The 24,949-nt window shown below is 68.0% G+C and carries 20 protein-coding genes and 1 pseudogene; 7 read left to right on the top strand and 14 right to left on the bottom strand.

The features are described from left to right. Window positions 1-5 precede the first annotated feature (5 nt). The 4 genes and pseudogenes from rox to OG966_RS38480 form a co-directional block, all read right to left on the bottom strand. The gene (rox, locus tag OG966_RS38495; RefSeq protein ID WP_326654762.1) at window positions 6-1,478 is read right to left on the bottom strand and encodes a rifampin monooxygenase; all 1,473 of its coding nucleotides are present in this window, start codon (window positions 1,476-1,478) and stop codon (window positions 6-8) included. A gap of 280 nt (window positions 1,479-1,758) precedes the next feature. Then, window positions 1,759-1,884, bottom strand: a complete 126-nt coding sequence (locus OG966_RS38490; RefSeq protein WP_326655590.1) for a hypothetical protein — start codon at window positions 1,882-1,884, stop codon at window positions 1,759-1,761. A 28-nt stretch (window positions 1,885-1,912) separates the two neighbouring features. Continuing rightward, window positions 1,913-2,011 (bottom strand): annotated as a pseudogene (locus OG966_RS41045) (cobalt-precorrin-6A reductase); the annotation flags it as partial. Between the two features lie 316 nt (window positions 2,012-2,327). Next, window positions 2,328-2,579 (bottom strand): hypothetical protein, encoded by a 252-nt coding sequence (locus tag OG966_RS38480; protein ID WP_326654761.1) that lies wholly within the window; start codon window positions 2,577-2,579, stop codon window positions 2,328-2,330. 367 nt (window positions 2,580-2,946) lie between these two features. Between OG966_RS38480 and OG966_RS38475 the strand changes: the two genes are divergently transcribed. Both OG966_RS38475 and OG966_RS38470 read left to right on the top strand, forming a co-directional pair. Next, the gene (locus OG966_RS38475; RefSeq protein ID WP_326654760.1) at window positions 2,947-3,360 is read left to right on the top strand and encodes a riboflavin kinase; all 414 of its coding nucleotides are present in this window, start codon (window positions 2,947-2,949) and stop codon (window positions 3,358-3,360) included. A gap of 178 nt (window positions 3,361-3,538) precedes the next feature. Further along, window positions 3,539-4,312: a GntR family transcriptional regulator gene (locus OG966_RS38470; protein ID WP_326654759.1), complete on the top strand. Its 774-nt coding sequence runs from the start codon at window positions 3,539-3,541 to the stop codon at window positions 4,310-4,312. A gap of 100 nt (window positions 4,313-4,412) precedes the next feature. Here the strand turns inward: OG966_RS38470 and OG966_RS38465 are convergent, their stop codons facing one another. From OG966_RS38465 to OG966_RS38420, 10 genes are all read right to left on the bottom strand, one after another. Beyond that, window positions 4,413-8,222, bottom strand: coding sequence for an ABC transporter ATP-binding protein (locus OG966_RS38465; RefSeq protein ID WP_326654758.1), 3,810 nt, complete (start codon window positions 8,220-8,222; stop codon window positions 4,413-4,415). A gap of 63 nt (window positions 8,223-8,285) precedes the next feature. Next, entirely contained in the window at window positions 8,286-9,281 is a 996-nt protein-coding gene (locus OG966_RS38460) for an ABC transporter permease (protein ID WP_326654757.1), read from the bottom strand. 27 nt (window positions 9,282-9,308) lie between these two features. Next, window positions 9,309-10,187, bottom strand: a complete 879-nt coding sequence (locus tag OG966_RS38455) for an ABC transporter permease (RefSeq protein WP_326654756.1) — start codon at window positions 10,185-10,187, stop codon at window positions 9,309-9,311. Between the two features lie 115 nt (window positions 10,188-10,302). Continuing rightward, window positions 10,303-11,499 (bottom strand): MFS transporter, encoded by a 1,197-nt coding sequence (locus tag OG966_RS38450; protein WP_326654755.1) that lies wholly within the window; start codon window positions 11,497-11,499, stop codon window positions 10,303-10,305. A 50-nt stretch (window positions 11,500-11,549) separates the two neighbouring features. After that, a complete protein-coding gene (locus OG966_RS38445) occupies window positions 11,550-12,866 on the bottom strand; it encodes an NtaA/DmoA family FMN-dependent monooxygenase (RefSeq protein ID WP_326654754.1) in 1,317 nt (438 codons plus the stop codon). 63 nt (window positions 12,867-12,929) lie between these two features. After that, window positions 12,930-14,240 carry an NtaA/DmoA family FMN-dependent monooxygenase gene (locus OG966_RS38440; RefSeq protein WP_326654753.1) on the bottom strand — a complete coding sequence of 437 codons (1,311 nt, stop codon included), beginning with the start codon at window positions 14,238-14,240 and terminating at the stop codon, window positions 12,930-12,932. A gap of 212 nt (window positions 14,241-14,452) precedes the next feature. Continuing rightward, on the bottom strand, window positions 14,453-16,435 hold the full coding sequence (locus tag OG966_RS38435; RefSeq protein WP_326654752.1) for an ABC transporter ATP-binding protein: 1,983 nt from the start codon (window positions 16,433-16,435) through the stop codon (window positions 14,453-14,455). Window positions 16,436-16,538: 103 nt separating this feature from the next. Continuing rightward, window positions 16,539-18,164 (bottom strand): ABC transporter substrate-binding protein, encoded by a 1,626-nt coding sequence (locus OG966_RS38430; protein ID WP_326654751.1) that lies wholly within the window; start codon window positions 18,162-18,164, stop codon window positions 16,539-16,541. 293 nt (window positions 18,165-18,457) lie between these two features. Beyond that, entirely contained in the window at window positions 18,458-19,750 is a 1,293-nt protein-coding gene (locus tag OG966_RS38425; protein ID WP_326654750.1) for an MFS transporter, read from the bottom strand. A gap of 75 nt (window positions 19,751-19,825) precedes the next feature. Beyond that, window positions 19,826-21,151, bottom strand: a complete 1,326-nt coding sequence (locus OG966_RS38420) for an NtaA/DmoA family FMN-dependent monooxygenase (protein WP_326654749.1) — start codon at window positions 21,149-21,151, stop codon at window positions 19,826-19,828. 248 nt (window positions 21,152-21,399) lie between these two features. Between OG966_RS38420 and OG966_RS38415 the strand changes: the two genes are divergently transcribed. From OG966_RS38415 to OG966_RS38395, 5 genes are all read left to right on the top strand, one after another. After that, window positions 21,400-21,885, top strand: a complete 486-nt coding sequence (locus OG966_RS38415; protein ID WP_326654748.1) for an NADPH-dependent FMN reductase — start codon at window positions 21,400-21,402, stop codon at window positions 21,883-21,885. Then, window positions 21,882-22,382 carry a flavin reductase family protein gene (locus tag OG966_RS38410; RefSeq protein WP_326654747.1) on the top strand — a complete coding sequence of 167 codons (501 nt, stop codon included), beginning with the start codon at window positions 21,882-21,884 and terminating at the stop codon, window positions 22,380-22,382. Before OG966_RS38415 ends, OG966_RS38410 begins: the two co-directional genes overlap by 4 nt. Before the next feature lie 27 nt (window positions 22,383-22,409). Continuing rightward, window positions 22,410-22,670 (top strand): hypothetical protein, encoded by a 261-nt coding sequence (locus OG966_RS38405; protein WP_326654746.1) that lies wholly within the window; start codon window positions 22,410-22,412, stop codon window positions 22,668-22,670. 737 nt (window positions 22,671-23,407) lie between these two features. Next, complete coding sequence (locus tag OG966_RS38400) at window positions 23,408-24,232, top strand: LLM class F420-dependent oxidoreductase (protein ID WP_326654745.1); 825 nt, start codon at window positions 23,408-23,410, stop codon at window positions 24,230-24,232. Window positions 24,233-24,321: 89 nt separating this feature from the next. Beyond that, window positions 24,322-24,750 carry a TIGR03668 family PPOX class F420-dependent oxidoreductase gene (locus OG966_RS38395; protein WP_326655538.1) on the top strand — a complete coding sequence of 143 codons (429 nt, stop codon included), beginning with the start codon at window positions 24,322-24,324 and terminating at the stop codon, window positions 24,748-24,750. Window positions 24,751-24,949: the final 199 nt, after the last annotated feature.

Below are 24,949 nucleotides of genomic sequence, written 5' to 3'. Positions count from 1 at the left end.
GTCGCTCAGCCGGCGGCAGCGCCGAACCACTGTGTGAGCCGGCCGAGGAGATCCTGCTGATCTTCACCTACCCATGCCACGTGGCCGTCCGGCCGCAGCAGTACCGCGGGCACGTCCAGGTCCTCGCTGACGTCGACGACGTGGTCGACCCGATCCGCCCAGCCCTCCACCGAGAGCCGGCCGGTCTGGTCGAGCAGCAGCCCGCGGCCGCCATGCATCAGCTCGTAGAGGCGCCCCCGCTTCAGCTCCACGTCCCGCATCCGCCGGCCGAGCAGTTCATGGCCCTCGCCGAAGTCGTAGCGGACGTCGACCGCGGTGATCATCTCGGTCACGTAGCGGTTCACCTCCTCGAAGTCCATCAGCTTCGAGAACAACTCCCGCAGCGCGGTCGCACCCGGATCGGTCCCCAGCAGCGTGATCTGCGCGCGGGTGTTGTCCAGCACGCCGGCGCCCACCGGGTGCCGTTCGGCGTGGTAGCTGTCCAGCAGCCCTTCCGGTGCCCAGCCGTTGACCGCGGCGGCCAGCTTCCAGCCGAGGTTGAACGCGTCCTGGACGCCGAGGTTGAGCCCCTGCCCGCCGGTCGGCGGGTGGATGTGCGCCGCGTCGCCGGCCAGCAGCACCCGGCCGACCCGGTAGCGCTCGGCCTGCCGGGTGGCGTCGCCGAACCGGGACAGCCAGCGCGGCGAGTGCACGCCGAAGTCGGTGCCGGCGAACGCCCGCAACTGCTGCTTGAACTCCTCGAGGGTCGGCGCGGTCGCACGGTCCTCGGCCACCCCGTCGGCGGGGACGACAACGCGGCACACCCCGTCCTCATTGGGGGCGACGCCGAACCGCAGTTGGGTCTTGCGGACTTCCTCGACGACGGCGGCAATCGTCGCCGGATCCTCGGTCACCTCCATTTCACCCAGCAGCGTCTCGACCTTGGCGGGCTCGCCGGGGAAACCGACGCCGAGCAGCTTGCGCACCGCACTGCGGCCGCCGTCGCACCCGACGAGGTAGCGCGAGCGCAGGTGCGTGCCTCCCCCTCCCCCGGCGGCTACGCCCCCATTGCCGGAGGTGCCCCCACTGGCAAGCTCGACGGTCACCCCGTCCTCGTCCTGGCTCAGTCCGACAACTTCGCAGCCGCGCCGGATCTCGGCACCGAGTTCGACGGCGCGCTCGTTGAGCAGCCGCTCGGTGACCGGCTGCGGGGTGGCGACGCCGTACGGGTGCGCCGTGTCCAACCGGTCCGGCCACGGCTTGACGATGCCGCCGAAGAGACCGCCGACCTGGAACTTCTCACTGACCGCGAGGAACCGGTCCAGCAGGCCGCGCTGCTCCATCATCTCGACGCTGCGCGCGTGCAGGCCCTGCCCGCGGGACTGCTCGGACCGCTCGGTCAACTTCTCCAGCACGACCACGTGCACGCCGGCCAGCCGCAACTCGCCGGCCAGCATCAAGCCGGTCGGTCCGCCGCCGGCAATGATCACGTCAATCACGAAGACTCCATTTCCGCAGGATCTGGCTTCGGCCGACGATTCTGCGGCACGACCCGGGTCTTGCCACAAGCCCCCCGGTGCGCTATACGTTGAGAGTGGCAAGGAGTGGGTAACCTCCTTGCCTTTGCCTTTTGTCGTCCGCCGTGGACGGACACCCCCCTCGCGAAGCGGTGATGCGCCGCGTACGGCGGTACGTCGGCCCAGGAGGGTCTCCCATGGGCGTACAGATGCAGCCGCGGAACGATGAATTCACGAACCCATGGACTGTTGGGAAGTCCCATCATCGGGGCAGCTTGCCGGTGCGCTCGGGGTGCGCGGTGGTGAGGTAGGGCATGGCGGCGCCGTCGCTGAGCCCGAAGAGCCGCATCAGGTGGAGAGGCGGTGAGTTTGGGTGCCGTGGCGGCACCGCCGCTGTCCTTGGTGACCAGCACGTCGATGCGGTGATCGCGCGGCAGCCCGGTTTCGTCCGCGGTCGTGAACGGGCCGCGGGCGAGAAGGACTTGGGTGCGGCGCGGCGGCGGCTCTGGGGACATCACTGAACCGCACGAGGAAGTCCCATGCGTCCAAGTGGGCGAAGGCCGCGAGGCCGAGGCGACCGTGCTGCGTCACCTGCGGGGCACCGGTCGGCGATCGCGACCGCCAGCGCTGCTGCCGCTGCTGGCGCCGGATGCGGGAGCAGGCAGCGAAGGCGCCATGTCCGGCCTGCAGCAAGGACCGTGTACTCCAACAGGACCGGCCGGTGCATCCCCTGCTCGCGGGTCTGCGAACAGTGCGGCCATGCGGTCCGCGCAGCCCAGATGCGTTTGTGCCGGCCCGTCGATTCGCCGGGCTCCCGGACCGGAGCGCGGCTCACGTGGACAGCGACCTGAGGGCGCGCAGGTCGGCGGCGGTCGGATACCGCCAGACGAGGTAGCCGAGGGGGACCCCCGTTCGGTCGGCCAGCCACTCGTGGTTGAGCTCGGTGGCGCCGGCCTGCTGGGCGGCATCAACCAACAGCCGGGTGCGGCGGGTGTCTCGGTCCGATGCGATGACGCGATGGTCGCGGGGCGTCTTACGCCGAGGGCCGTTCCAGCGCCGATACCTAGTGCTTCGGAACTTCATGCCGGGGAGTCAAGCGCGCCGCTGTTGCTCTGGGGTCACTCTCTGGTTGCGCGTCCTTTGCGCTGGCCTTGGCGCTTCGGGGGGATCCGGGGGGAGGAGAGGAGTGCACGCCGTGGCCCTTTGTCGACGTCCGCAGGCGCGCCGGCAGGGATGCGCATCGCAGCACCGCAACGGCGTAATCCAGACGTCACCGCCGGCTGGTTCGCCCGCAATGGGGATCCGTCGCACTAGTCCTTGACCCACCCGTTCACGCCGTGCGGCAGGAGCAGACAAGATGGACTCGACCTTGACCAGCACCGTCCTCCGCGTGCCGTTTGCTGCGCGACTGAGGCTCCGTCGATATTCGGACAGATCAGCGCCCAGGCAGGTGGGGCTCATCGAGGGACGGGTCGAGCATGGCGACCGGCGGGGCCGCGAGCTCGGCTTCCCCACAGCCAACATCGTGCTCGGCGACGAGAGCGCGAGCGACGGTGTATGGGCTGGGCTCGTGCAGCTGCCCGACGGCAACACGTACGGCGCAGCCGTGTCGGTCGGCCGGAGGGCCACCTTCTACGGTCGCGACGGGATCCGCCTCCTCGAAGCACACCTGTTGGACTTCTCCGGCGACCTCTACGGTCAGTGGCTGCGGGTCTGTCTCGACCACAGGATTCGACCGCAGCGCCGCTTCTCCGACGTCGAGGCGCTGGTGAAGCAGATGCACCAGGACATCGCCGACGCCCGGCTCTGGCTGAATTCGAACGCCCGCCCGCGAGTCTCCGACGGCATTGCCGACCAGCCCTGAGGGGCGACCTGCTGTCCCGAGGCCAACCGATGGCGCAATATGTACGTCGCATCTGAGGACGATTGAGGCAACACTCCCGTGCTTCCATGATCAGGCTGGATGGCCGCCGCTTCGAAGGGGGTTTCCTCGTGCAGATGATCTGTTGCCTCGTCACGCCGCAGAACCGTGACGGTCGGCGGTGACGACCCACCCTGTCGGGCCGGTGCGCCCGGAGACGCTGTACCAACGGCAGCGCCAGACTCCGGACCGGCTGAACAACTCGATGCGCAGGGCCTACGACCTCCTACGTTCCTCCCTCCAGAGCAGCTGCGAGGGCCAGTACCTGGTCGAGGCGGAGCTGACCGGCGCCCTGTCGGCGAGCCGCAACACGGTGCGCGCGGTCCTGCAGCTCCTGGCCAAGGACGGTCTGGTCACGCGCAGCCCGAAGCGGGGGACGCGCTCTGCCCGCGTGACGACCTTGCGGATCAACCACATCGCCCCCGTCGAGGCGTTCGGCGGCGAGAGGGCCATCCACACCCAGCTCCGTGCCCTGGAGTACCAGACCCTGGGTTGCCCGGGCCTGGTGCGTGAGCGACTGCAGCTCGTGGGGGACTGGACCGTGCTCATGATGGAATCGCTCCTCCTCCAGCACGAGATGGTGCTGGGCATCTCGGTGAGCTACGTCGCGCTGAGCCCCGAGGAGTCCCGAGGCGTCGTTGTCGACGAACCGGACGCGATCTTGTTCCTGGAGAAGCACTTTGACGTCAGGATCCGCGGAAGCAAGTCGACGACGATCGGTGCGATCGCAGCCGACGAGCAGTCCGCGTGGTTGGTGGGTGTGGAGGTCGGAGCGCCCATGCTCTTCTTGGAGGACGTCCTGGAGGACGAGCAGGGCCAGCCCAGGGCGCTGTCGCAGTTCCGGCTGCGGAGCGACCTGATCGCCTTCCAGACCCACGCCGTCCGATCGACCTGACACACGCCGATCAGCCTGCCGGAGGACAGCCCACGACCTCACCCCCCGGCAGCCCGCCGACCGTTGCGGCCTGGCCCGACCGGGCGTCGTGACCAGCCTTTCACTCGTGGCTGTGGGCGGCACTCGTCACCATCGCCGCCCACAGCGCCGCATAGTGGCCTCCCAGCTTGAGGAGCTCGTCGTGGGAGCCGTCCTCGGCGATGAGCCCGTTGTCCACGACCAGGATGCGCTGGGAGGCTCGTGCCGTCTGGAGCCGATGCGCGATCAGCAGCGTCGTACGTCCCCTCGCGGCCAGTCCCATCGCTCGCTGGACACGTGCCTCGGTGGCGAGGTCCAGGTTGGCCGTCGCCTCGTCGAGCAGCAGGATCGCGGGGTCGACGAGGAGTGCCCGCGCCAGGCTCAACAGCTGGCGTTGGCCGGCCGACAGAGACCGGCCCTGCTCGCTCACCGGGGTGTGGTAGCCGAGCGGCAGCTCGGCGATGAAGGCGTGTGCCCCCACTGCGCGCGCGGCCCGCTCCACGAGAAGGTCGGGCGCCTCGGGTTTCCCGTAGGCAATGTTGGAACGGATCGTCCCCGAGAAGAGGAAGGGTTCCTGGGGGACGAACCCGAGTTGGTGGCGGTAGGCCGCCAGGTCGAGCTGCTTGATCGGGATGCCGTCGAGGCTCACGGTGCCCGCGGAGGCGTCGTAGAACCGGGCCACCAGCTTGACCAGGGTCGACTTGCCTGCACCGGTGGTGCCGACCAGAGCGACGACCTGCCCGGGCGGGATCTCGAGGCTCACGTCGTCCATCGCGACCAGGCCTGTGCTCTCGTAGGCGAACGTCACGTGGTCCAGGGAGATCCTGCCGGACAGGCGCCCCGGGACGACGGGGTCCTCGGCGAGCGGGGTGCCCGTCGGCGTCTGCAGGAGCTCTCGCAGCTGGACGACCGCGACCTTCGCCTGTAGCCATTGGTCGAAGACGAGGGACAGCTGCTGGATCGGCGTGAAGAACTGGTCGAGGTAGAGCAGAAACGCAATCAGCAGCCCGTAGGACAGGTCACCCTCGATGACACGCGGGGCGCCGACCGCGAGCGCGATGGCCTTGGCGACGGTGCTCAGCAGCTGGAGCAGCGGGAAGAACCGGGCGATCAGCTCGGCCGAGCGAATCCGGGCCTCGCAGTAGGAGTCGGCAAGCGTCGCGAACCGCGCTCCGTTCGCCTGCTGCCGGCAGTAGGCCTGGCTGACCGCGACGCCGGCGAGGCTCTCCTGCATGTTGGCGTAGAGCACCGACACCCGGTGGCGCGCGGTCAGGTATGTCTTCCCCGAAGCGGAGCGGAACCACAGTGTCGTGACCACCAGGATCGGCAGCACCGCCGAGACGGCGAGGGCGAGCTGGACGTCGAAGATGACGAGGGCAACGGCGATACCGGCGCACGACAGCAGACTCACCATCGCGGTCAGCAGTCCCTGCTGCAACAGCTGGGCGAAGGCCTCGACGTCGGAGGTCATCCGGGTCATGATCGTGCCGGCCATGTGCTGCTCGTAGTAGTTGAGCGAGAGTCGTTGAAGGTGCGCGAGCGTACGCACCCGCAGCCCGAACAGCATGCGCTCGGCCGTGCGCTGGGCGGAGTAGATCATCACCCTGCTGTTGACCCAGATGACGCCTTGGATGGCCAGGAGGACAACACAGACCCAGGCCAGCGCCTGTCGGGATTGCTGGAGGACGCCGTGGTCGATGCCGAACTTGATCAGCACGGGCGTCGCGATCCACGACACGGCGTCGACGACCACCATGACCGAGACCAGCAACAGCGGCTTGGTGAAGGACCGGAAGACGCTCCCGATGGAGAACTGGTCGTGTGGCGCGACTGCCTCTGCGAGGTCGATGTCGGGCTCGCCGCGCAGCTCGGGAAGGCGTTCCACGGCCTGGAGCAGCGTGGGCGACACCGTGGCCAAACCGGCGAGGGTCGAGGTGTCGCCACTCATGCCGGGGCCGTGCGAGCCGGACGCCGCCCGCGTGGCGGCTTCGCTGGTGTGGCTGCTGATCTTGGGCGCGCCCAGCCGTGACACGTCCTCCGGCCAGGCGGCGGGGTCCAGCTCGGTGACCGGTTCCTCAGGCCCTGCCTCGAAGTCCGCGTCGGGTCCGGTCAGGAGCTCACGGAAGAGCCGGGATCTCTCGAGCAGCTCTTCGGTGGTCCCGACGTCGACGATCCGGCCGTGGTCGAGCACGATGACCCGATCCGCCAGAAGAAGGGTCGAGTGCCGGTGGGCGATCAGCACGGTCGTCCGATGGGCGAGGACCTCCCCCAGCAAGCGGTGGATGGCGTGCTCCGTCCGCGCGTCGATGGCCGACGTGGCGTCGTCAAGGATCAGCACCTGGGGGTTGGTCAGCGCCGCTCGGGCGAGTGCGAGTCGTTGCCGTTGCCCGCCGGACAGGGTGAAGCCGCGTTCGCCCACGACGGTGTCGTAGCCGTCGGGGAGCCCGGCGATGAAGCCGTGCGCATGGGCTGCCACCGCCGCGTGCTCCACCTCGTCGGTGGTGGCCGTCGGCCTGCCGAACGCGATGTTGTCGCGGATCGTCGTCGAGAAGAGGAAGCCTTCCTCGAACACCATCCCGACCGCGGCACGCAGCGAGGTCAGGCTGTACTCGCGGATGTCGCGGCCGTCGATGCGCACCACTCCCGACGTGGGGTCGTGGAACCGGGCGATGAGGTGGGCCAGGGTTGACTTCCCCGAACCCGAGGCCCCCACGATGGCGATCCGCTCCCCCGGGTTCACCCGCACCGAGATGTCGTGCAACACCAAGTCGCCACCGGGGTAACGGAAGTCGACATGGTCGAGTTCGAGGAGGCCTGCGGGGTTCTCCAGCCGGACAGCGTGGGGACGCTCCTGCACGCGTGATTGCGTCGACAGCAGCTCGACGACCCGCTGGGCGCCGGCTCGCGCCTGCTGGCTGGTGGCCATCAGGCCGGACAGGAAGCGCACCGGGGCAACCAGTTGCAGGACGTAGCTGGAGAAGGCGAGGAACACGCCGAGTGAGACCTGGTCCTCCATGACAAGCCAGCCCCCGAAGCCGAGGATGGCCAGCTGGGTGAGACCGGGGATGGCGTCCAGGCCGGCGCCGAACACCGCGTTGATCCTCGCGGTGCGGAGCCGGGACTGGAAAAGCTTGCGCGCCTCGTCGTTGAGCGACGCCTGCTCCTGCTCCTCCTGGCCGAAAGCCTTGACGACCCGGACTCCGGTGACCGCCTCCTCCACGACCCCGGCCACGCTGCCCTGGAACCGCTGGTCCATCCAGCTCGCGGGGAACGACCGGCTACGGAACCTCATGGCCACACCGAGGAACACGGGTACGGCCACCAGCATCACTGCTGCCAGCAGGGGGGAGAGGTAGACCATCACGGCCAGCGACACGATGAGCAAGGTGATGTTGCCGTACGCCAGGCCCATCTGCTGGAGGAACATCTGGATCAGCGTGAGGTCCGATGTCGCCCGGGACATCACGTCCCCGACGCGCAGCTCGTCGCGTCGCGAGGCGTCCAGGTACTGCATGTGCCGGTGCAACTTGATCTGGAGGTCCCGCTGGACGCGCACGGCGGCTCTCCCGCCGATCGTGCGGCGCAGGTAGTTCGCCACGAAACCGGTGAGTCCGGCGACGAGCAGGAGCACGATCCAGCCGGCTCGGGAACGCCTCTCGGAGAGGATCGTGTCGTCGAGAACGACCTGCTGGATCAGCGGGATGAGGCCCATCAGGCCCATCGCGACGACGGCGCATCCGACGCCGAGCCAGATACGCAAGCGCTCCCGCCGGTCGAGCACGGGTGCCAGCAGTTGGAGGGTCCCGCGCGTGTACACCGGACGGTACTGGGTGGCCACCTCCACGTCGGGCTCGAGGGAGTCTGCATCGCGGATGTCGGGTGGAGTGGTCATGGGCACATGAGAAGGGGCGCGGATTTCCGCGCCCCTTCTCATGCGTTGCCGGCCGATTGCGCCTCAGACGGCGATCCGCGGATCTGCTGCGGCTTGGAGGACGTCGACGACGATGTTGGCCACCACGTAGAGGAGGCCGACGACCAGCGTGATTCCGGCGATGGTGTTGAAGTCTCCCTTGCCGATCGACTGTGAGATGTACAGGCCGATCCCGGGTCTGGCAAAGATCGCCTCGACCAGGATGCAGTTCCCGATCATCCCGGCGAGCTGCAGTCCCATCAATGCGAGCACCGGGCCGAGGGCGTTGCGGAGTGCGTGCTTGATGAGGATCTGATTCCCGCTCAGGCCCTTGGCCCTGGCGGTACGGGTGTACTCCGCTCGGAGGGTGCCCTCCAGGCTGCTTCTCAGGACGCGACCAACGGCCACCGCAGGTGCGATCGCGATGCACAACGCCGGGAGGATGAGATGTGTCAGGCCGTCGAGGAACAGGCCCGGCCGACCCGCTACCAGGCTGTCCACCAGGAGGAAGCCGGTGGGGCCCGACGGCGCGTCGTACGCCGATGTCTGGCCGGTGACCGGCAGAAGGTCGAGCCAGCGGTAGAAGACCAGCATCGCGATCAGGCAGGCCAGGAACACGGGCACCGACGCGCCAGAGATCATCACCACCCGCAGCACCCCCGATCCGCGCCACCGCTGCGCCGTGGCCAGCCCCAGGAAGAACCCGATCACGGCGATCAGCACGAGTGCCATGAACACGAGCTCCAGCGTGACCGGCAGGAACTTCACGATGTCCGACGCGACGAGCGAGCGCGTCACCGTCGAGGTCCCGAGGTCACCCTGCACTGCATTCCCCAGGTAATGGAAGAACTGCACCGGCACCGGCTTGTCGAGTCCCAGTTGCCGGCGGGCGGCTTCGTACACCTCCGGCGGTGCCTTCTCCCCGACCAGGGCCACGACGGGGTCGACCGGCGCCACCTTCTGCAGGACGAAGACCAGCAGGACCAGTGCGATCAGGACGGGAAGCGCTCCAAGCAACCGACGCCCCAAGGTCATCAGCATGATGTCACCTCACGTTGGCCTGTCCGGTCAGCGGTCACGGATGCGGTCCCTGAGTGCGTCGCCGGCGAAGTTGCTCACAATGGCGATCAGGGCGACGGCTGCAGCAGGGAACACGGGGATCCACCACGCACTGAAGATGTTGGTCATGCCTTGGGCACTCATGGCCCCCAGTTCCGGCGCGGGTTGTGGCGCACCCAGACCGAGGAACGAGAGGCTCGAGAGCATCAACACCAGCGCTGACACGTCCAGGCTCGCAGTGACGATGGTGACCGGGATGGCTCCGGGCAGCAGGTGTCTGGTGAGCCGGCGGACCGGTCCGGCCCCCGAGATCCTGGCCGCCTCCATGTGGGGAGAGGCCCGCAGCTTGCGTACCTCGGCGCGGATGATGCGCGTGTACAACGGCCACCACACGATCGAGATGCCGACGAGGGTGTGGAAGTAGGACGGGCCGAGGGCCGCGACCACCGCGACCGCCAGGATCGGCCCGGGCAGCGCCAGGAACACGTCGGTGATCCGCATCAGGATGTTGTCGACGATGCCGCCGACAGCCCCGGCGACGAGACCGACCAGCCCACCGAAGACGACACCGGAGGCGACGACCGCCAGGGCGCCCCACCAGCTCGTGGACATGCCGACGAGAACGCGACTGAGCACGTCACGTCCCACCGTGTCGGTCCCGAGAAGAAAGCCGGATCCGGGCGCGGACATCGGTGCCCCGGCCGGCACCAGGGGGTCGTAGGGCGCGATGGCTTCCGCGAAGATCGCGATGAAGAACATCGCCGCCAGCGCGGCGAAGGCGACCCAGCCGGCCACCGGCGTGCCGTGGAAATACTGTCTGAGGCCTTGACCGAATCTGGTCCCGACCGGGACCAGATCTTTGGCGACGTAGGGCTCAGCAATGGCCATGACTCCTCCTCATCCTGCTCGTCCTCGACCCTGCGGTCACGGGCTCCTGATGGGATCCATCGGGAACAAGTGCACCTCTCGGTGGTGGCATTGACAGTGCAATCACGTTGCTGGTTCATTGCGCGCGTATCGCGCGCGTTTCACGCAGGGGACTCGATCCGGCCAGCACTGCCGCGCACAGCAGGACGAGCCCTCCGCCGACCACGCACCCCGTCGCCCCCAGCACCCCGAAGAGCATGCTGACGCTGCCCGAGCCGCTGAACGAGCCCACCCCGCAGGCGATCCGGTAGGTGGCCACGGCGATCGACGGGTCCGGGCTGGTGGCGACGACCAGCACCGGTGGTGCTGCCAGAGCGACTCCGTCGACGAGTCCGAACAGCACAGCCGCTGCGAGGAAACCACCGAGCGAATGTGCGGCCAGAAGCGCGCCCAGGGCGATGACACCGAGCCCGAACGCCCACACGAGCGCTCGAGCAGGGGGGACCTTCTCGAACAGCGTGCCCGAGGTGCCGAGAACCACGATCTCCACCATGGAGAGCACGCCCAGGGAGATTCCGATGCCGGCGGCGGTGAGACCCGCTGCGTCCCCGATCAGCGGGAAAGCGGTGTTTTCGATCCCACTGCGCAGGTAGTTGCCGAAGAGCCCCAGCGCGAGTGCGACGCGGACTGCTCGGCGGACCCCGAGTCGGGGCAGACCGATACGGGGTCTGCCGAGCTCGTCCGGGGCCGGCAGGCGCGGTAGCAGCAGGACCACCAGCGCGCCCGCCGCCAGGCCCGCTCCGCAGCAGAGTGCGAAGGCGAGCCGGTAGCCATCGACCCCCGCGAGCTGTGTGGCCAGGATGCCGCCGACCGGGGCGCCGACGGAACCGCCGAGCATCTGCAGGCTCGCGTTCGAGCCGAGGGCGCGGTGCGGGCGAGCGCGCATCCGGACCGTCACCTGCAGCGCCGCGCCGGCTACCACCGCGCTGGCTGTGCCCTGGACGACCCGGGCGGCGATCAGCTCCGGCGCGCGGTCAGCCAGCCCGTAGCAGGCCTCGCTGACCGCGAAGAGCACCATCCCGACCACGGCCGTTGAACGAGCGTCGATCCGGGTGACGACCCGGGTTCCCAGGACATCGACCAGGATCAGCCCGGCCGCGGAGCTCACGATGAAGACTGTGACGAGGACCGGGCCGAGTCCCAGCTTGATCGCGTAGAGCAGCTCGATCGGCGCGGTCATGGCCATGACGAACCCGACCAGGATCATCGTCAGCGAATGCCCGGCCGACTCCCGGAACCGGGCAAGCGCGCTGTCGGCTGCGCACGCCGGCACAGTCAACGCCGGCTGCGGGACGTGTGTGGCGTGGTCAACGCCCGCCTCGATCAGAACTCACGGAGGGTCTCGCGCAGGGTGGACTGGGTGTACTCGGTGCGCGTGTACCCGAGGCGCTGCAGCGCGGGCATCAGGCCGTCACAGATGGCGTTGATGTAGTTGCGGGACAGGTCCCAGCCGGGCTTGCTGATCAGGAAACCGTCACCGCCGACCTCCTCCATCGCCTCGCCCATCTTCTTGGCGACCTGCTCCGGAGTGCCCACCAGCTCCAGACCCCGCTTGGCGCGGTGCAGCACCAACTCGCGCAGGGTCTTGGGGCCGGGGGTCCCGTCGCCCCGCATGAAGTACTCCAGGGATCCACGTTCGCCGTTGGTGGTCAGGCCCTCGGGGAGCGGCTCGTCCAGATCGAACTGCTTGAAGTCGATCTCGGTGTTGGACGAGATGTTCACCAGTGACTTCTCGATGTACGACGGGTGGTTGAGAACCCGTTCGACCTCGGCGCGGGCTTCGGCTTCGGTGGCGGCGATGGTGGGGGAAACGACGAAGAGGAGCTTGATCTCGTCGGGGTTGCGGCCGGCTGCTTCGGCGCGGGCGCGGATGTCGTCGCGGTATTCCTTCATGCCTTCGATGCCGGTGCCGACCGCGATGATCGCGTCGGCGGCGCCGGCGGCGAAGGCACGGCCGCGAGGCGAGGCTCCTGCCTGGAGGAACGCTGGACGGTGTTGGGGTGAGGGCACGGTGTTGAGGGGGCCGCGGGACTTGAAGTACTTGCCGTCGAAGTCGATGGTGCGGACCTTGCGGTGGTCGGCGTAGGTGTGGGTCTCCCGGTCCATGACGACCGCGTCGGCTTCCCAGGAGTCCCACAGCTGGTTGACCACGTCGAAGTACTCCTCGGCGACGTTGTAGCGCTCGTCGTGCTCGGGAAGACCATCGAGACCGAAGTTCTGGGCAGCGCGGTCCTCGGCAGAGGAGACGATGTTCCAGCCGAACCGGCCTTGGGCGATCGAGTCGACGGTGGAGCAGGCGCGGGCCAGCAGGTACGGCGGGTAGAACGATGTCGACATCGTCGCCACCACGCCCATCCTGGACGTGTTGGCAGCAACAAGAACGGCCAGCGGGACCGGGTCCTGCTTGGGCGCGAACGCCGAGTGCTTCAACGCTCCTTCCATGGTGCCGCCGTATGCGTCGGCCACCATGACGGTGTCCTCGATCATGATCAGGTCGAAGCGGGCCCGCTCCATCGACCGGGCCATGTCGACGTAGAACGTGCCGTTGGCCCAGTCCTTCACGTCCGGGGAAGCCCACTCGCTGTCCCAGTCCGGCGGGATGAAGTTCATGAACCAACCCATGTGGAACTTCTTCGGCATGATGTCTCCTACTCGGTCGTGGCGCGGTGTTCTCTCGGAAGTCCTGGGATGTCTGCAGTGGGTTCAGAACTCGCGGAGCGTGTCGCGCAGCGTGTCCTCGGTGTACTCGGTGCGGGTCAGCCCACGTCGTTGGAGCTCGGGGACGAGGCCGTCGCAGATCTCGGTGATGTACCGGCGCGTCAGTCCCCTGCGGTGGATGAGGAAGCCGTCGCCGCCGACCTGCTCCATCACGGTTTGCATCTGGTCGGCGACCTGTCCGGGAGTCCCAATGAACTCCAGGCCGAACGAGCTCGCTGCGATCGCGAGCTGACGCAGGGTCTTGGGGCCGGGGGTGCCGTCGCCCCGCATGAAGTGCTGGAGGGATCCGCGTTCGCCGTTGGTGGTCAGGCCCTCGGGGAGCGGCTCGTCCAGGTCGAACTGCTTGAAGTCGATCTCGGTGTTGGACGAGATGCCCACGAGTGCCTTCTCCACGAACCGGTCCGACTCGCCGAAGCGTTGATGAGCGGCGATCGCTTCGGCTTCGGTGGCGGCGATGGTGGGGGAGACGACGAAGAGGAGCTTGATCTCGTCGGGGTTGCGGCCGGCTGCTTCGGCGCGGGCGCGGATGTCGTCGCGGTATTCCTTCATGCCTTCGATGCCGGTGCCGACCGCGATGATTGCGTCGGCGGCACCGGCGGCGAACGCACGCCCCCGGGGGGAGGCTCCTGCTTGGAAGAACGCGGGGCGGTGTTGGGGTGAGGGCACGGTGTTGAGGGGGCCGCGGGACTTGAAGTACTTGCCGTCGAAGTCGATGGTGCGGACCTTGCGGTGGTCGGCGTAGGTGTGGGTCTCCCGGTCCATGACGACCGCGTCGGGCTCCCAGGAGTCCCACAGCTGGTTGACCACGTCGAAGTACTCCTCGGCGACGTTGTAGCGCTCGTCGTGCTCGGGAAGACCATCGAGACCGAAGTTCTGGGCAGCGCGGTCCTCGGCAGAGGAGACGATGTTCCAGCCGAACCGGCCTCGGGCGATCGAGTCGACGGTGGAGCAGGCGCGGGCCAGCAGGTACGGCGGGTAGAACGATGTCGACATCGTCGCCACCACGCCCATCCTGGACGTGTTGGCAGCAACAAGAACAGCGAGCGGGACCGGGTCCTGCTTGGGCGCGAAGACGGCGTTCTTGAGCGACCCCTCCATCGTGCCGCCGTACGCGTCGGCCACCATGACGGTGTCCTCGATCATCATGAAGTCGAAGCAGGCCCGCTCCATCGACCGGGCCATGTCGATGTGGAACGTGCCGTCGGCCCAGTCCTTCACGTCCGGGGAGGCCCACTCGGACTGCCAGTCCGGCGGCGTGAAGTTCATGAACCAACCGAGGTGGAACATCTTCATCATGTGCGTCTGCCTGCCTCTCCTGCTGCCTCTGCTGTCTCCGCCGCGAATGACATCGCCGGGCTGTTCGGCACCGCGCCATTGCGTGCCTCGGCCCGTGGTGACCTCATGACATCCCGCGTCGATGTCACGTCGAAGGCGCCGTGATAGCGCACCCATTGCGCCGCTGCGACCGTGGTTCGCCCCTCGGATCGACGGGGTGACGCACGCCCAAGTCATCCCTCGTTCGCGCGGAGCATGGTGAGATGACACGAGGCTGCCCGACTCGCGCGGCCTTCGATGGAGTAGAGGAATGGCGCCTCGGTGGAGCATCGGTCGATCCGCTCGCGGCAGCGCGGGTGGAACGAGCAACCCGACGGCACGGAAAGCGGGCTTGCCGGCTCGCCCGGCAGTCGCACGGGCGCGGCCCCGGGGGTGGGGATCGCGGCGAGCAAGGCTTTGGTATACGGGTGCTTGGGGGAGGTGATGACATCCTCGGTCGGCCCCAGCTCGACGATCTGTCCGAGGTACATCACCGCGGTGCGGTCGGAGATGAAGCGCGCAGCGGCCAAATCATGGGTGACGAACATGACGGCCATCCCGAGCTCGCGCCGCAGGTCTTGAAGCAGGTTGAGCACGGACGCGGCCAGGGAGGCGTCCAGAGCGGAGGTGGGCTCGTCGCACAGCAGCAGCTTCGGAGGGACGATGACGGCCCTGGCGAACGCGACCCGCTGGCGCTGACCTCCCGAGAGCAGGCCCGCCTTGATGCCGGCCACGTCCGGGGGAAGCCCCACCTGGCGCAGTGCCCGGTCGACCAGCTCCCGGCGGTCTGCCCTGCTGGTCTGCTTGATCAGCCGCTCGCCCACGATCTCGCCCACCGTCAGCCAGGGTGTGAGCGAGGCACCGGCGTCCTGGAACACCATTTGGGGCCGGCCGCCGAGTCTCTCGACGGTCCCGCCGTCGGGCGCCATCAGCCCTGCGACGACACGGAGCAACGTCGACTTCCCTGACCCGGACTCGCCCACAACGGCCATCGACTCGCCGGGAGCGATCTCGAGGATCACATTACGCAGCGCGTGGAGCTGGTCCTTCTTGAGCAGCCCGCGCCTGACCGTGAACCGCTTGTCGATGCCGTTGATCCGCAGCGCGGGAGCGTCCTCGTCGACCTCCGCCATGGGTCGGAACGACGGCGCGGCGGCGAGTATCGCCTCTTGCCTCGTCGCTCCGGGCACGATGCAGGCTGCGACACCCGAGTGCGTGGACGCACGGGTCAGCACCGGCAGCGTTTCGGCGCATTCATTGGTGGCCGCCGGGCACCGGAGGGCGAAGGCGCAACCACGCGGATGTGCCCGAGGGTCCGGAGGTTCACCCGGGAGCGCCGGGATCGGCCGGCCGGTCGGCAGGTCGAGATCCAGCCGTGCGTTGAGCAGGCCCACGGTGTAGGGGTGTGACGGGGCTCGCAGGACCTCGTCCTTCTTCCCGATCTCGGCCACCCGACCGCCGTACATGACCGCGATCCGGTCCGCCACCTGGGAGGCCACGCCAATGTCGTGAGTGACGAGGACGAAGGATGTGCCGAGCTCGTCGCAGAGGTCGCGGATGAGCGCGAGGACCTGAGCCTGCACCGTCACGTCGAGTGCCGTGGTGGGCTCGTCTGCGATCACCAGGTCGGGCTTGCCGGCGACCGCCATGGCGATCATCACGCGCTGCCTGAGCCCACCCGACAGCTCGTGGGGGAACGCCTTCATCCGCCGCGCGGGGTCCGGGATCCCGACGAGGTCGAGAAGCCGGAGTGCCTCCTCCTCGGACCCGGCCGCCTCCACCACCTGGCGACCGACGCGCATCGTGGGGTTGAGCGAGGTCATGGGGTCCTGGAACACCGCGCCGAGGTGCAGCTTGCGCATGCGGCGCCGTTCCTCGTCCGACGCGGACACCATGTCGACGCCGCATACCTCGGCCTTTCCGGTGACCACGGGCATAGGGTCACCCGCGAGCAGCCCGAGGAGGGCCAGACTCATCACGCTCTTGCCCGAGCCGGACTCCCCGACGACGGCGAGGATCTCGCCGGGGTGGATGTCGAGGGTAACGCCGCGCAGCGACTGGACGGGCACCCCTCGACGCCTGAAGGTGACCGTGAGGTCCTCCACCCGAGCGCGAGTTGCGGTGAGTGGTTCGGCGAGTGCTGCGGCGCTGCCCGGATAAGTGCTGGTGCTGGTCATCGTTCATGCCTTCCTCAACCTGTTGGCGGTGAAGATGGAGGTGAGGTAGGAGTTCTGCTCCAGCCCCTCCAGGTACGTGTGCGAGTGAGGCGCCGCTACCGGCTCAGACCCGTTTGATCTTGGCCGAGTTGAAGATGTAGGGGAGGTACGAATCGAGCTCGACGCCGCTGATGCCGGAGTGGGTGACGAAGTTCTGCGGGATACGGCACAACGGGACCCACAAGGCTTCGTCTGCGATGATCTTGGTGATCCTGAGGTAGACGTCGTTGGTCTTGTCCTCGGTGCTCTTGGTGATCGCCTCGTCCATGAGCGCGTCCACCTTGGGGTTGCTGTACTGGTACGCGTTCAGGGGCTTCGCGCCGGTGCGCAGGAAGATCCGTAGCGCGGTGTCCAGGTGCAGCGCGTCACCCCCCATCGTTCCCAGGATCATGTCCGGCCGCTTGGCAGCCGGCTGGTTGCACAGGTCGAACCACTCCGCCGAGGGCATCGCCCGGATGGTGATCTTCAGCCCGGTCGGGGCGAGTTGGGCCTGGATGAGCTCGGCCATCTGCTGGGCCGGTGCGCCGTTGGACGACACCCAGGCGAAGTCGACCTTCTTGTCCGACAACGAGGCGACCTTCCTGGTCAGCGGACCGAGGTCGACCTCCGGGGCGAAGGGCGCAAGCCCGTCGGGGAACATGTTCTCCGGCCAGAAGTTCCGCTGGACCGTGGTGAGCCCCTGGAAGGACGTCTTGACGGCTGTGGCGCGGTCGATGGCGGTCATCATCGCCTGCCGCAGGGACTTGTCGCTGAACAGTCCCGCGTCAGGGTTCATGTAGAGCGACATCATCGATGCGCCGGTGGTCGTCGTGACCGAGAACTCCTTGCTCTTCCGGTACTTGAGCACGTCGGCGATGGCGAACCCATGGCTGACCAGGTCGAACGCACCCTGGTCCAATTGGAGCTTCTGGGTCGCGATCTCGGGGGTGACCTCGATCCGGATCGTCTTGAAGTAAGGCTGCTTGCCCCAGTAGCCGTCGAACCTTTCCAGGACGTAGTGGCTTGCCGGCACGAACTGCTTCATGACGTAGGGGCCGGTGCCGGCGTCGTGGGTCTTGAGCCACTTCTGGGCCAGGTCGCCGCTCGCCGCGTGCTTGGCGACCGTCGTGGGGCTGGTCGCCAGCATCTTCCACGGGCAGGCCGCGTAGTGGAGGAAGGCGTTGTTGGGCTCCTTGAGCTTGACGACGAGGGTGGTCGCATCCTTCGCCTCGGCCTTCTCGATCCCTTTCACCATGTAGGCCGGCCCCTGGTTGACCGCGGCCCGGCGCTTGAAGCTCTTCACCCACGCCTCGGCGTCGGCGGGTGTCCCGTCGTGGAATTTCACGTCCGGCTTCAGCATGAAGGTGTAAGTCAGCTGGTCGTCGGACACCGTCCAGGATTCCGCCAGCTGCGGCACTATCTCGGGAGTACCCGGCTTGTAGGTGACGAGGCCGTCGTAGCACGCGAGCATGACCTGGACGCCCTCGCCCTCGTACATGATGTCCGGGTCGGGGACCTGCATGTCCTGCAGGAACGGCATGCGCAGGGTGAGGTTGCCCGCGCCGTCCTCGGTGACCCCATCGCCACACGCCTGGAGCAGGCTCATCAGGCTGACGCTGCCGAGCGTGATGCCGCCTGCCTTGAGCAAGCTGCGACGGCTCAGCTGGATGCGCGGCTCCGGGCTGCGCTGGTCTTCGATCTTGGTGGACATGGGTCCCTCCTACGACGGGGGCTCAGGGAGCGCGTGGATAGTGCGGTGAGGAAGGAGTGGAGGCGTTCGGCCGGTCTCCACGCTGTTTGAGCAGGATCAAAGCGGCGGTGTGTGACACCGCAGCGTCGTCATCGTGGCTTTCCTATTGCGCCTGGTTCGTGACACATGAGGTCTGTGTAACGAAAGCCGCCGATGCCATGAGGGCACCCGGGAGGGCGAAAGGTACGGGCGTCACAACGGAGGCTCGGGCACGCCGTCCGTCTCGGCCGGCAGCCCCTGCGACCGAGGGGTACTCAGGCCCCGGAAGAGGGGCGCAGGGCAGTCTCCGGGGCGGCTGACAGCAGGTCACGCAGCCGCAGCACGACCGTCAGCACCGCGGCCATCCCGACCAGGGATGACAGCATCAGGGCGTTCCTCGTGCCGAGCAGCTCGGCACCCGCTCCGATCGCCACCATCCCGAGCGGCAGCGCGCCGATCGCGGTGCTGAGCACCCCGAGAGCGGCGCCGCGTTCGGTGTCGTGTGCGGACTCGATCGCGAGGAGACTCTGCATGGACCCGAACCCGGCCTGGCCCATCCCGGCCACGAACAGGGCCAGGAACGCGAGTCCGAACAGAGGCGCGGTGGAGAAGCAGAACAGGCCGAGCAGAGCAACCATCGAGCCGACCGCGAAGACCAGCCCGTGCCGGTGGATGGGCCGGGTACTCAGGACGATTCCGCAGAGGATCTGGCCGCAGCCCGCAGCGGCGCCCAGGGCGCCGGCGAGCACGGCGTCGGTGGAGAACTCATCGGCCACGAGAGGTACCAGCGGGATGTAGCCGAACATGAACAGGTTCATCGCCACGGTCACACCGAGAGTGGCCAACAGGCGCCTGCTGCGCCGGGCGAGCCCGATGCTGGTGGCGGCCTGCGCGGCGATCGACACGCGCGCATGGGGGTCGCGCGGGGTGGCGTAGCGAGGACTGGGGACCAGCCACAGCAAGGCCGCTGAGATGCAGAGCAGTACGCCCATCCCTGCGAATCCCGCCCCCATGCCGACGTGGTCGATGAGCGCACCACCACCGAGGGTGCCGAACATGGCCGACCCCGCCTGTGCAGTGGACTCGATCGTCATCGCCTGTCCGCCGAAACGCGGACCTACGGTCTCGAAGATGAGGGGGCGCTGCGCGGTCATGTTCACCAAGCCGCCGATTCCCAGCGCGAACATGAAGGGGAATGTCATCCAGATCTCGACCCGTCCGGACTGGACGAGTGCGAACATCGCGAACTCGATGGGGATCAGCACCAGTTGGACGCGACGGACGAGTTTGCGGCGATCCAGCCGGTCGCTGATCACCCCGGCCACGAAGCCACCGGCGAGCATCGGAGCGAAGATGAGCGCGCCGACAACCTGGTTGAGGATGGGCGAACCGGACAGCTGGACCAGCAGGTAACTCGTGGTGAACAGGCCACCCCACCGCGTGGTGTGCCAGATGAATGAGCTCACGCAGAGGTAGCGGTAGCCGGGGACCTGGAACAGCGCCCGCAACGAGTTCGGCGGCGCGGGATCGGCCGGGTGCGGGGTGGATGGTGCTTCGTCCGTGGTCATCCGGCGTCCACCGCCCGTTGGATTTCCGCGCGCTCGACCGGGGACCGGGGCACCGCCCAGGACGCCGAGGTCACGTCAGAACTCGAGCAGGTTGTCGCGGAACATCTCGTGGGAGTACACGGTGCGCGTCAGCCCGCGCCTCTGCAGCTCGGGCACAAGCCCGTCGCAGATCTCGCTGAGGGAGCGCCGCGTGAGGACGTCCTGGGTGATCAGGAACCCGTCGCCGCCCACCGCAGCCATGACGTCACCCATCTGGTCGGCGACCTCGGACGGCGTTCCCAACAGCTCGACGCGCTGACCGGCGCTGGTGGACGACTGTACGGCGACCTCCCGGAGAGTGCGTTCCCAGTTGTGTGCGACGAACTGCTGCAGCGAGCTCTGGTGGCCGTTGGTCACCATCAGGGACGCCAGGTCCTTGATCGGGGTGTCCAGGTCGAAGACGGAGAAGTCGATGTCCGTCGCGTAGCCCATCCCGGCGAGGCGCGTCACCGGGTTGGCTGCCGCCTCCTCCTGGGCCTCCCGTCGACGGTCCACGGCCGCCTGATGGGTCTCGCCCAGGATCGGTGAAACCAGGAACAGCACCTTCACCGAGTCCGGGTCGCGACCGTGCGCCTCGGCACGGGCTCGGACGTCGTCGCGGTACGCCTTCATCTGCTCGACCGTGGTCGCCGAGGCGATGATCGAGTCGGCGTACTTCGACGCGTAGGCCCGGCCCTTGTCCGATCCGCCCGCCTGGACGATGACAGACCTGCCCTGCGGGGAGCGAGCCGAGTTGATGGGTCCCCGCGACTTGTAGAACTCCCCATGGAAGTCGACCGGGTGCACCTTGGCCGGGTCGGCGAAGATCCCGTCCTGGTCGACCACCATTGAGCCCGGCCCCCAGGACTCCCAGAGCTTGATGACCAGCTCGGTGAACTCCTCGGCCATGTCGTAGCGGATGTCGTGATCAGGCTGGGCGTCGTGGCCGTAGTTCTGTGCCGCACGGTCCGAGCTCGCGGTGACCATGTTCCACCCGGCCCGGCCACGGGAGACATGGTCCATCGTCGACACGAGCCGTGCGAGCAGGTACGGGGGGTACTCCGTGATCGCCAGCGTCGCGACGATCCCCAGGCGTGAGGTGTTCTGGGTGAGGATCGAGGCCAGGACCGACGGGTCGAACTTGGGGACCGCGTACGCGTTCTCCACATAGAAGTCGTGCTTGCCCTGCCAGGCGTCGGGCACGAACGACGAGTCCTCGATGATGAAGTAGTCGAAGCACGCGCGCTCCAAGGAGCGCGCCATGTCGACGTAGAAGTCCGGGAGCATTCCCTCGGACTTGTGGGTGCCGATCCACTGGTCCCGCCAGCCGTGCACGCGGTAGCCGTTCATGAACCAACCCAGGTGGAACTTCTTGGCTTGCAACCCGGCCTCCCGATCTCTCCACGCGACGACGGCGTCCGGTGCTGCCGCCGGCCTTGGTACGGGAAACTAGACAGGCAGCGTGACACTGGCGGATCACGACCGTTCCGCGGCGATTGCGCCGTCCGGGCAGTTCTGCCGACGGGGTCGCAGCGGCGCAATGGAGGGTTTACTGCGCGAACCTGACCGGGAAATCCGCCGCTCCTTGACTGAGGGGGTCAGCATTCGTCTGCTGCTGTGGAGGACTAATCATGACGGTCGTTGTTGTCGGCAACCCCAAGCCGATGTCGCGTACCCGGGCTGCCGCCGAGCTGATCGCTCGCGAGCTCAGCGGGAGCGCGCCGGTTGCAGTTGTCGACGTGGTGGATCTCGGGGCCGGGCTGCTCGGATGGGGTGACCCCAAGGTGGCCGCGGCCAAGGCCACGGTGCTGGGTGCCGACTCGCTCGTGGTGGCGTCACCGACGTTCAAGGCCACGTACACGGGTCTCCTCAAGCTGTTTCTCGACCAGTTCGGGCAAGGCGAGCTCGGCGGGATCCCGACGTTTCCCGTTATGCTCGGGGCCGGACTTCAACACGCGCTCGCGCCTGAACTGACCCTGCGTCCGGTGCTCGTTGAGATCGGAGCCAGCTGTCCCGCGCCGAGCCTGTACCTGATCGACTCGGAGTACGCGACCTCGCCGGACCTGGCCAGCTGGCTCGAGTCGGCCAGGAAGTACGTCCCGGCGGTGACGCCGTGATCCGAGCATCCGACAGGCGGTTCGACGACGTCTTGCTCCGGCAGGCGTTCGGCTGCTTCCCCAGTGGCGTGACCGCCTTCTGCGGGATGCTGGACGGCGTCCCGGAGGGGATGGCCGCCAGCTCGTTCACCTCCGTCTCTCTGGATCCGGCACTGGTATCCGTCTGCGTGGCGAACACGTCCTCGACCTGGCCGCGGCTGGCCGAGGCACGTCGCCTGGGGCTGAGCGTGTTGGCCAGCGAGCACCGTTCGGTGGCGCGTTCGCTCGCATCGAAGAACGGTCACCGCTTCGACACCGTCGACTGGGTCGCCACCGACAGTGGGGCAGTTTTCGTGCACGGCGCCACGCTGTGGCTGGAGTGCTCCATCTACGACGTCGTCGTGGCCGGCGATCACGCGATTGTGCTGCTGAAGATCGAGGCACTCGACATCTACCCCGATGTCCCCCCGATTGTCTTCCACCGCAGCAACTTCCACGAGCTCGCATCGAGCGCATGAACGCGCGGACGCCGATTGGCGCTTGCGTTGGGCTTCCAGGAGCCGGGATCCCAGCTCAGCATTCACCTCGGCGACGGCGGCTCGCCAGCTTGGCCGGTGAGCCGCCATCTGAACTCGACCGAGCTGATTCAATGCGCCGTTGAGTCGGCGATCTGGGTTCTTGCGGCGCCAGTAATGGAGGTCGGCGCCGGACAGGACGAACATGTCGCACTTGTGGCAGTCCAGGTTCTACGGGCAGGCACCGCCGTCGACGACGGGCTGGAAGGTGCAGAAGCCGCACTCGGCTGAGGTACTGCGGCGGGACATGTCGATGTCCATGGCCTGGGCCTGTTCGCGCGTGCGACGTCGTCGGGGAACGGGTGGCGGGAGCGACGTGGCGCTCCCCCACCGGCAGCCGGCATGGCGGCAACGAATGCGCGGTCCAGCCCGGGATCGTGTGCATGCCCCGACTCCAGTGCCTCGCGCAGGAGCTTGCGGGTGTAGTTGAAGACGAGTCCACGGGTCGGGCGCGGAAGATCGTCTTCTCCTGGCGCAGGGCGCGGAAGAGGCTGCGCGGCGCGATGTGGATCATGGGGCGGAGTTGGGCGTACCGCTGCTCCAGGAACGCGAAGTACGCGTCGATCTTCTGCCGGACCGTCGAACGCGCCCGATTGCCGTGCCCGGCGAAGGACGACGTCCGGGTAGCGGCGGATTCCGCAGTAGTGCGACCCGGGGTTCGAGGAACGGTGGATGTGGCACTGGTGAGGTCGTAGACATCCTTTCCTGGACCGCCCGGACATCGGCACCCGCCCTGCGGGAAACGGCCGGATCGCCAGTCAGCGATCGGCGCCACGCCGCGGTTGCGGGCCGACGGGGCGCCGATGCGCATCCGCCGGCGCCCCTGCGCGTTCTTGCGGCCGCGGTCCCGCAACCGCGCTCCGCGATGGTTCTCCCGGGTGGTCATGGGAGCGGGACGGCCCGGAGTGGGTAGTCAGCAGATCTGTGCCACCCGTCCTTTCCCGTACTCGACCTTCGACGGAGCCGTCGTGAAATTCGGAGTCTCGACCTTCATCACCGACCAGGGCATCAGCCCGACCTCGCTCGGAACCGCGCTTGAAGAACGTGGCTTCGACTCGTTGTTCATCGCCGAGCACTCCCACATCCCGGCGGACCGCCAGACGCCCTACCCGGGCGGTGGTGAGCTGCCGGAGATGTACTACCGCACCCTCGACCCCTTCGTCGCCCTGACCGCGATCGGTGTGGTGACCGAGCGGCTGCTGCTGGGCACCGGCATCGCGCTGGTCCCGCAGCGCGACCCGATCATCACGGCGAAGGAGGTGGCATCCCTCGACCTGATCTCCGGCGGCCGCGTGATCTTCGGCGTCGGTGTCGGCTGGAACCGTGAGGAGATGAGGAACCACGGCACCGACCCCGCCACCCGCGGCCGGCTCACGGACGAGCGGCTGCGCGCCATGCGAGAGCTGTGGACCGCGGAGAAGGCGGAGTTCCACGGCGAGTTCGTGAACTTCGATCCGGTCTTCGCCTGGCCCAAGCCTGTGCAGCGCCCGCATCCGCCGATCTACGTCGGCGGCGGCGAGGGCGCCTTCCACCGGGTGGCGCAGCTCGGAGACGCGTGGCTGGCCAACAGCCTGCCGCCCCAGGAGCTCGGTCCGAAGATCGAACGCCTGCGCGCCCTTGCCGACCGCGAGGTGCCGGTGACGGTGTACGCGGTTCCCGACGATCCCGAGCAGATCGAGGGCTATATCCGGCTGGGGGTCGAGCGGCTGCTGTTCTACGTGCCGACGATGCCCGAACGGGAGACGTTGGAGTACCTGGACCGGCTGGCCCAAGTCGCTGCCCGGTACCGCTGAGACACCGGAAACCGCCGCGCCTCGGGAATGTGGGGCCGATACGGAAATCCGTCAACGCCATCGCCGCCGTGACTGCCGAGAGGGACAAGATGCCCGCCCTGACGAGCGCCGAGGCACGGGAGCGGTTCGCCACGGCGCGCGTCGCCCACCTGGCGACGGCCGACACGACGGCCCGCCCACACCTGGTACCCGTGGTATTCGTCCTGGACGGCGACACAGTGACGCTGGCCGTGGACCACAAACCGAAGCGGACGACGCGACTGAAACGCCTCGCGAACATCGCCGCCAACCCGTCCGTCTGCCTGCTCGCCGACCACTACGAGGAGGACTGGGACCGCCTGTGGTGGGCCCGGGCCGACGGCGAAGCCCGCGTGCTCCCGCCACCGGACCGGTCCCCCGAAGCCGCCCGCCGCATCGGCCTGCTCACAGCGAAATACCAGCAGTACGCCGACCGGCCACCGGGCGGGCCGGTGGTCGAAGTCTCGGTCCTGCGCTGGAGCGGCTGGCGCGCGTCGTGAGCCCGTGCCAGGTCGATTGCCCATCACCGCCCCTCGCGCCAGGCCGCGTGACGCGATTGTCCGCCCGGCCGGTTTGGCTTGTCGTGGTCAGCGTGAGTGAAGTCTCGACAGCGCCTGGTGCAGCTGGTGCCGGCGATCGGGGTGCCGGGCAGCGACGTGGCGGGCGCACGCCGGCCCTTGACCTGGTGATGAACCGGAC

This window comes from Streptomyces sp. NBC_01750 (assembly GCF_035918095.1).
In the GTDB taxonomy this organism is placed as follows: Bacteria; Actinomycetota; Actinomycetes; order Streptomycetales; family Streptomycetaceae; genus Streptomyces.
The sequence above is the reverse complement of the archived record's forward strand: the minus strand, read 5'-3'. Positions and strand labels throughout refer to the sequence as shown.

Bases quoted from the DNA above. Each gene is read 5' to 3' on its own strand.
- OG966_RS38460 (WP_326654757.1), bottom strand. From the start codon at position 9,281: ATGCTGATGACCTTGGGGCGTCGGTTGCTTGGAGCGCTTCCCGTCCTG.
- OG966_RS38425 (WP_326654750.1), bottom strand. From the start codon at position 19,750: ATGACCACGGACGAAGCACCATCCACCCCGCACCCGGCCGATCCCGCG.
- OG966_RS38445 (WP_326654754.1), bottom strand. From the start codon at position 12,866: ATGCCGAAGAAGTTCCACATGGGTTGGTTCATGAACTTCATCCCGCCG.
- OG966_RS38395 (WP_326655538.1), top strand. From the start codon at position 24,322: ATGCCCGCCCTGACGAGCGCCGAGGCACGGGAGCGGTTCGCCACGGCG.
- OG966_RS38430 (WP_326654751.1), bottom strand. From the start codon at position 18,164: ATGTCCACCAAGATCGAAGACCAGCGCAGCCCGGAGCCGCGCATCCAG.
- OG966_RS38465 (WP_326654758.1), bottom strand. From the start codon at position 8,222: ATGACCACTCCACCCGACATCCGCGATGCAGACTCCCTCGAGCCCGAC.
- OG966_RS38440 (WP_326654753.1), bottom strand. From the start codon at position 14,240: ATGATGAAGATGTTCCACCTCGGTTGGTTCATGAACTTCACGCCGCCG.
- OG966_RS38455 (WP_326654756.1), bottom strand. From the start codon at position 10,187: ATGGCCATTGCTGAGCCCTACGTCGCCAAAGATCTGGTCCCGGTCGGG.
- OG966_RS38415 (WP_326654748.1), top strand. From the start codon at position 21,400: ATGACGGTCGTTGTTGTCGGCAACCCCAAGCCGATGTCGCGTACCCGG.
- OG966_RS38435 (WP_326654752.1), bottom strand. From the start codon at position 16,435: ATGACCAGCACCAGCACTTATCCGGGCAGCGCCGCAGCACTCGCCGAA.
- OG966_RS38480 (WP_326654761.1), bottom strand. From the start codon at position 2,579: ATGAAGTTCCGAAGCACTAGGTATCGGCGCTGGAACGGCCCTCGGCGT.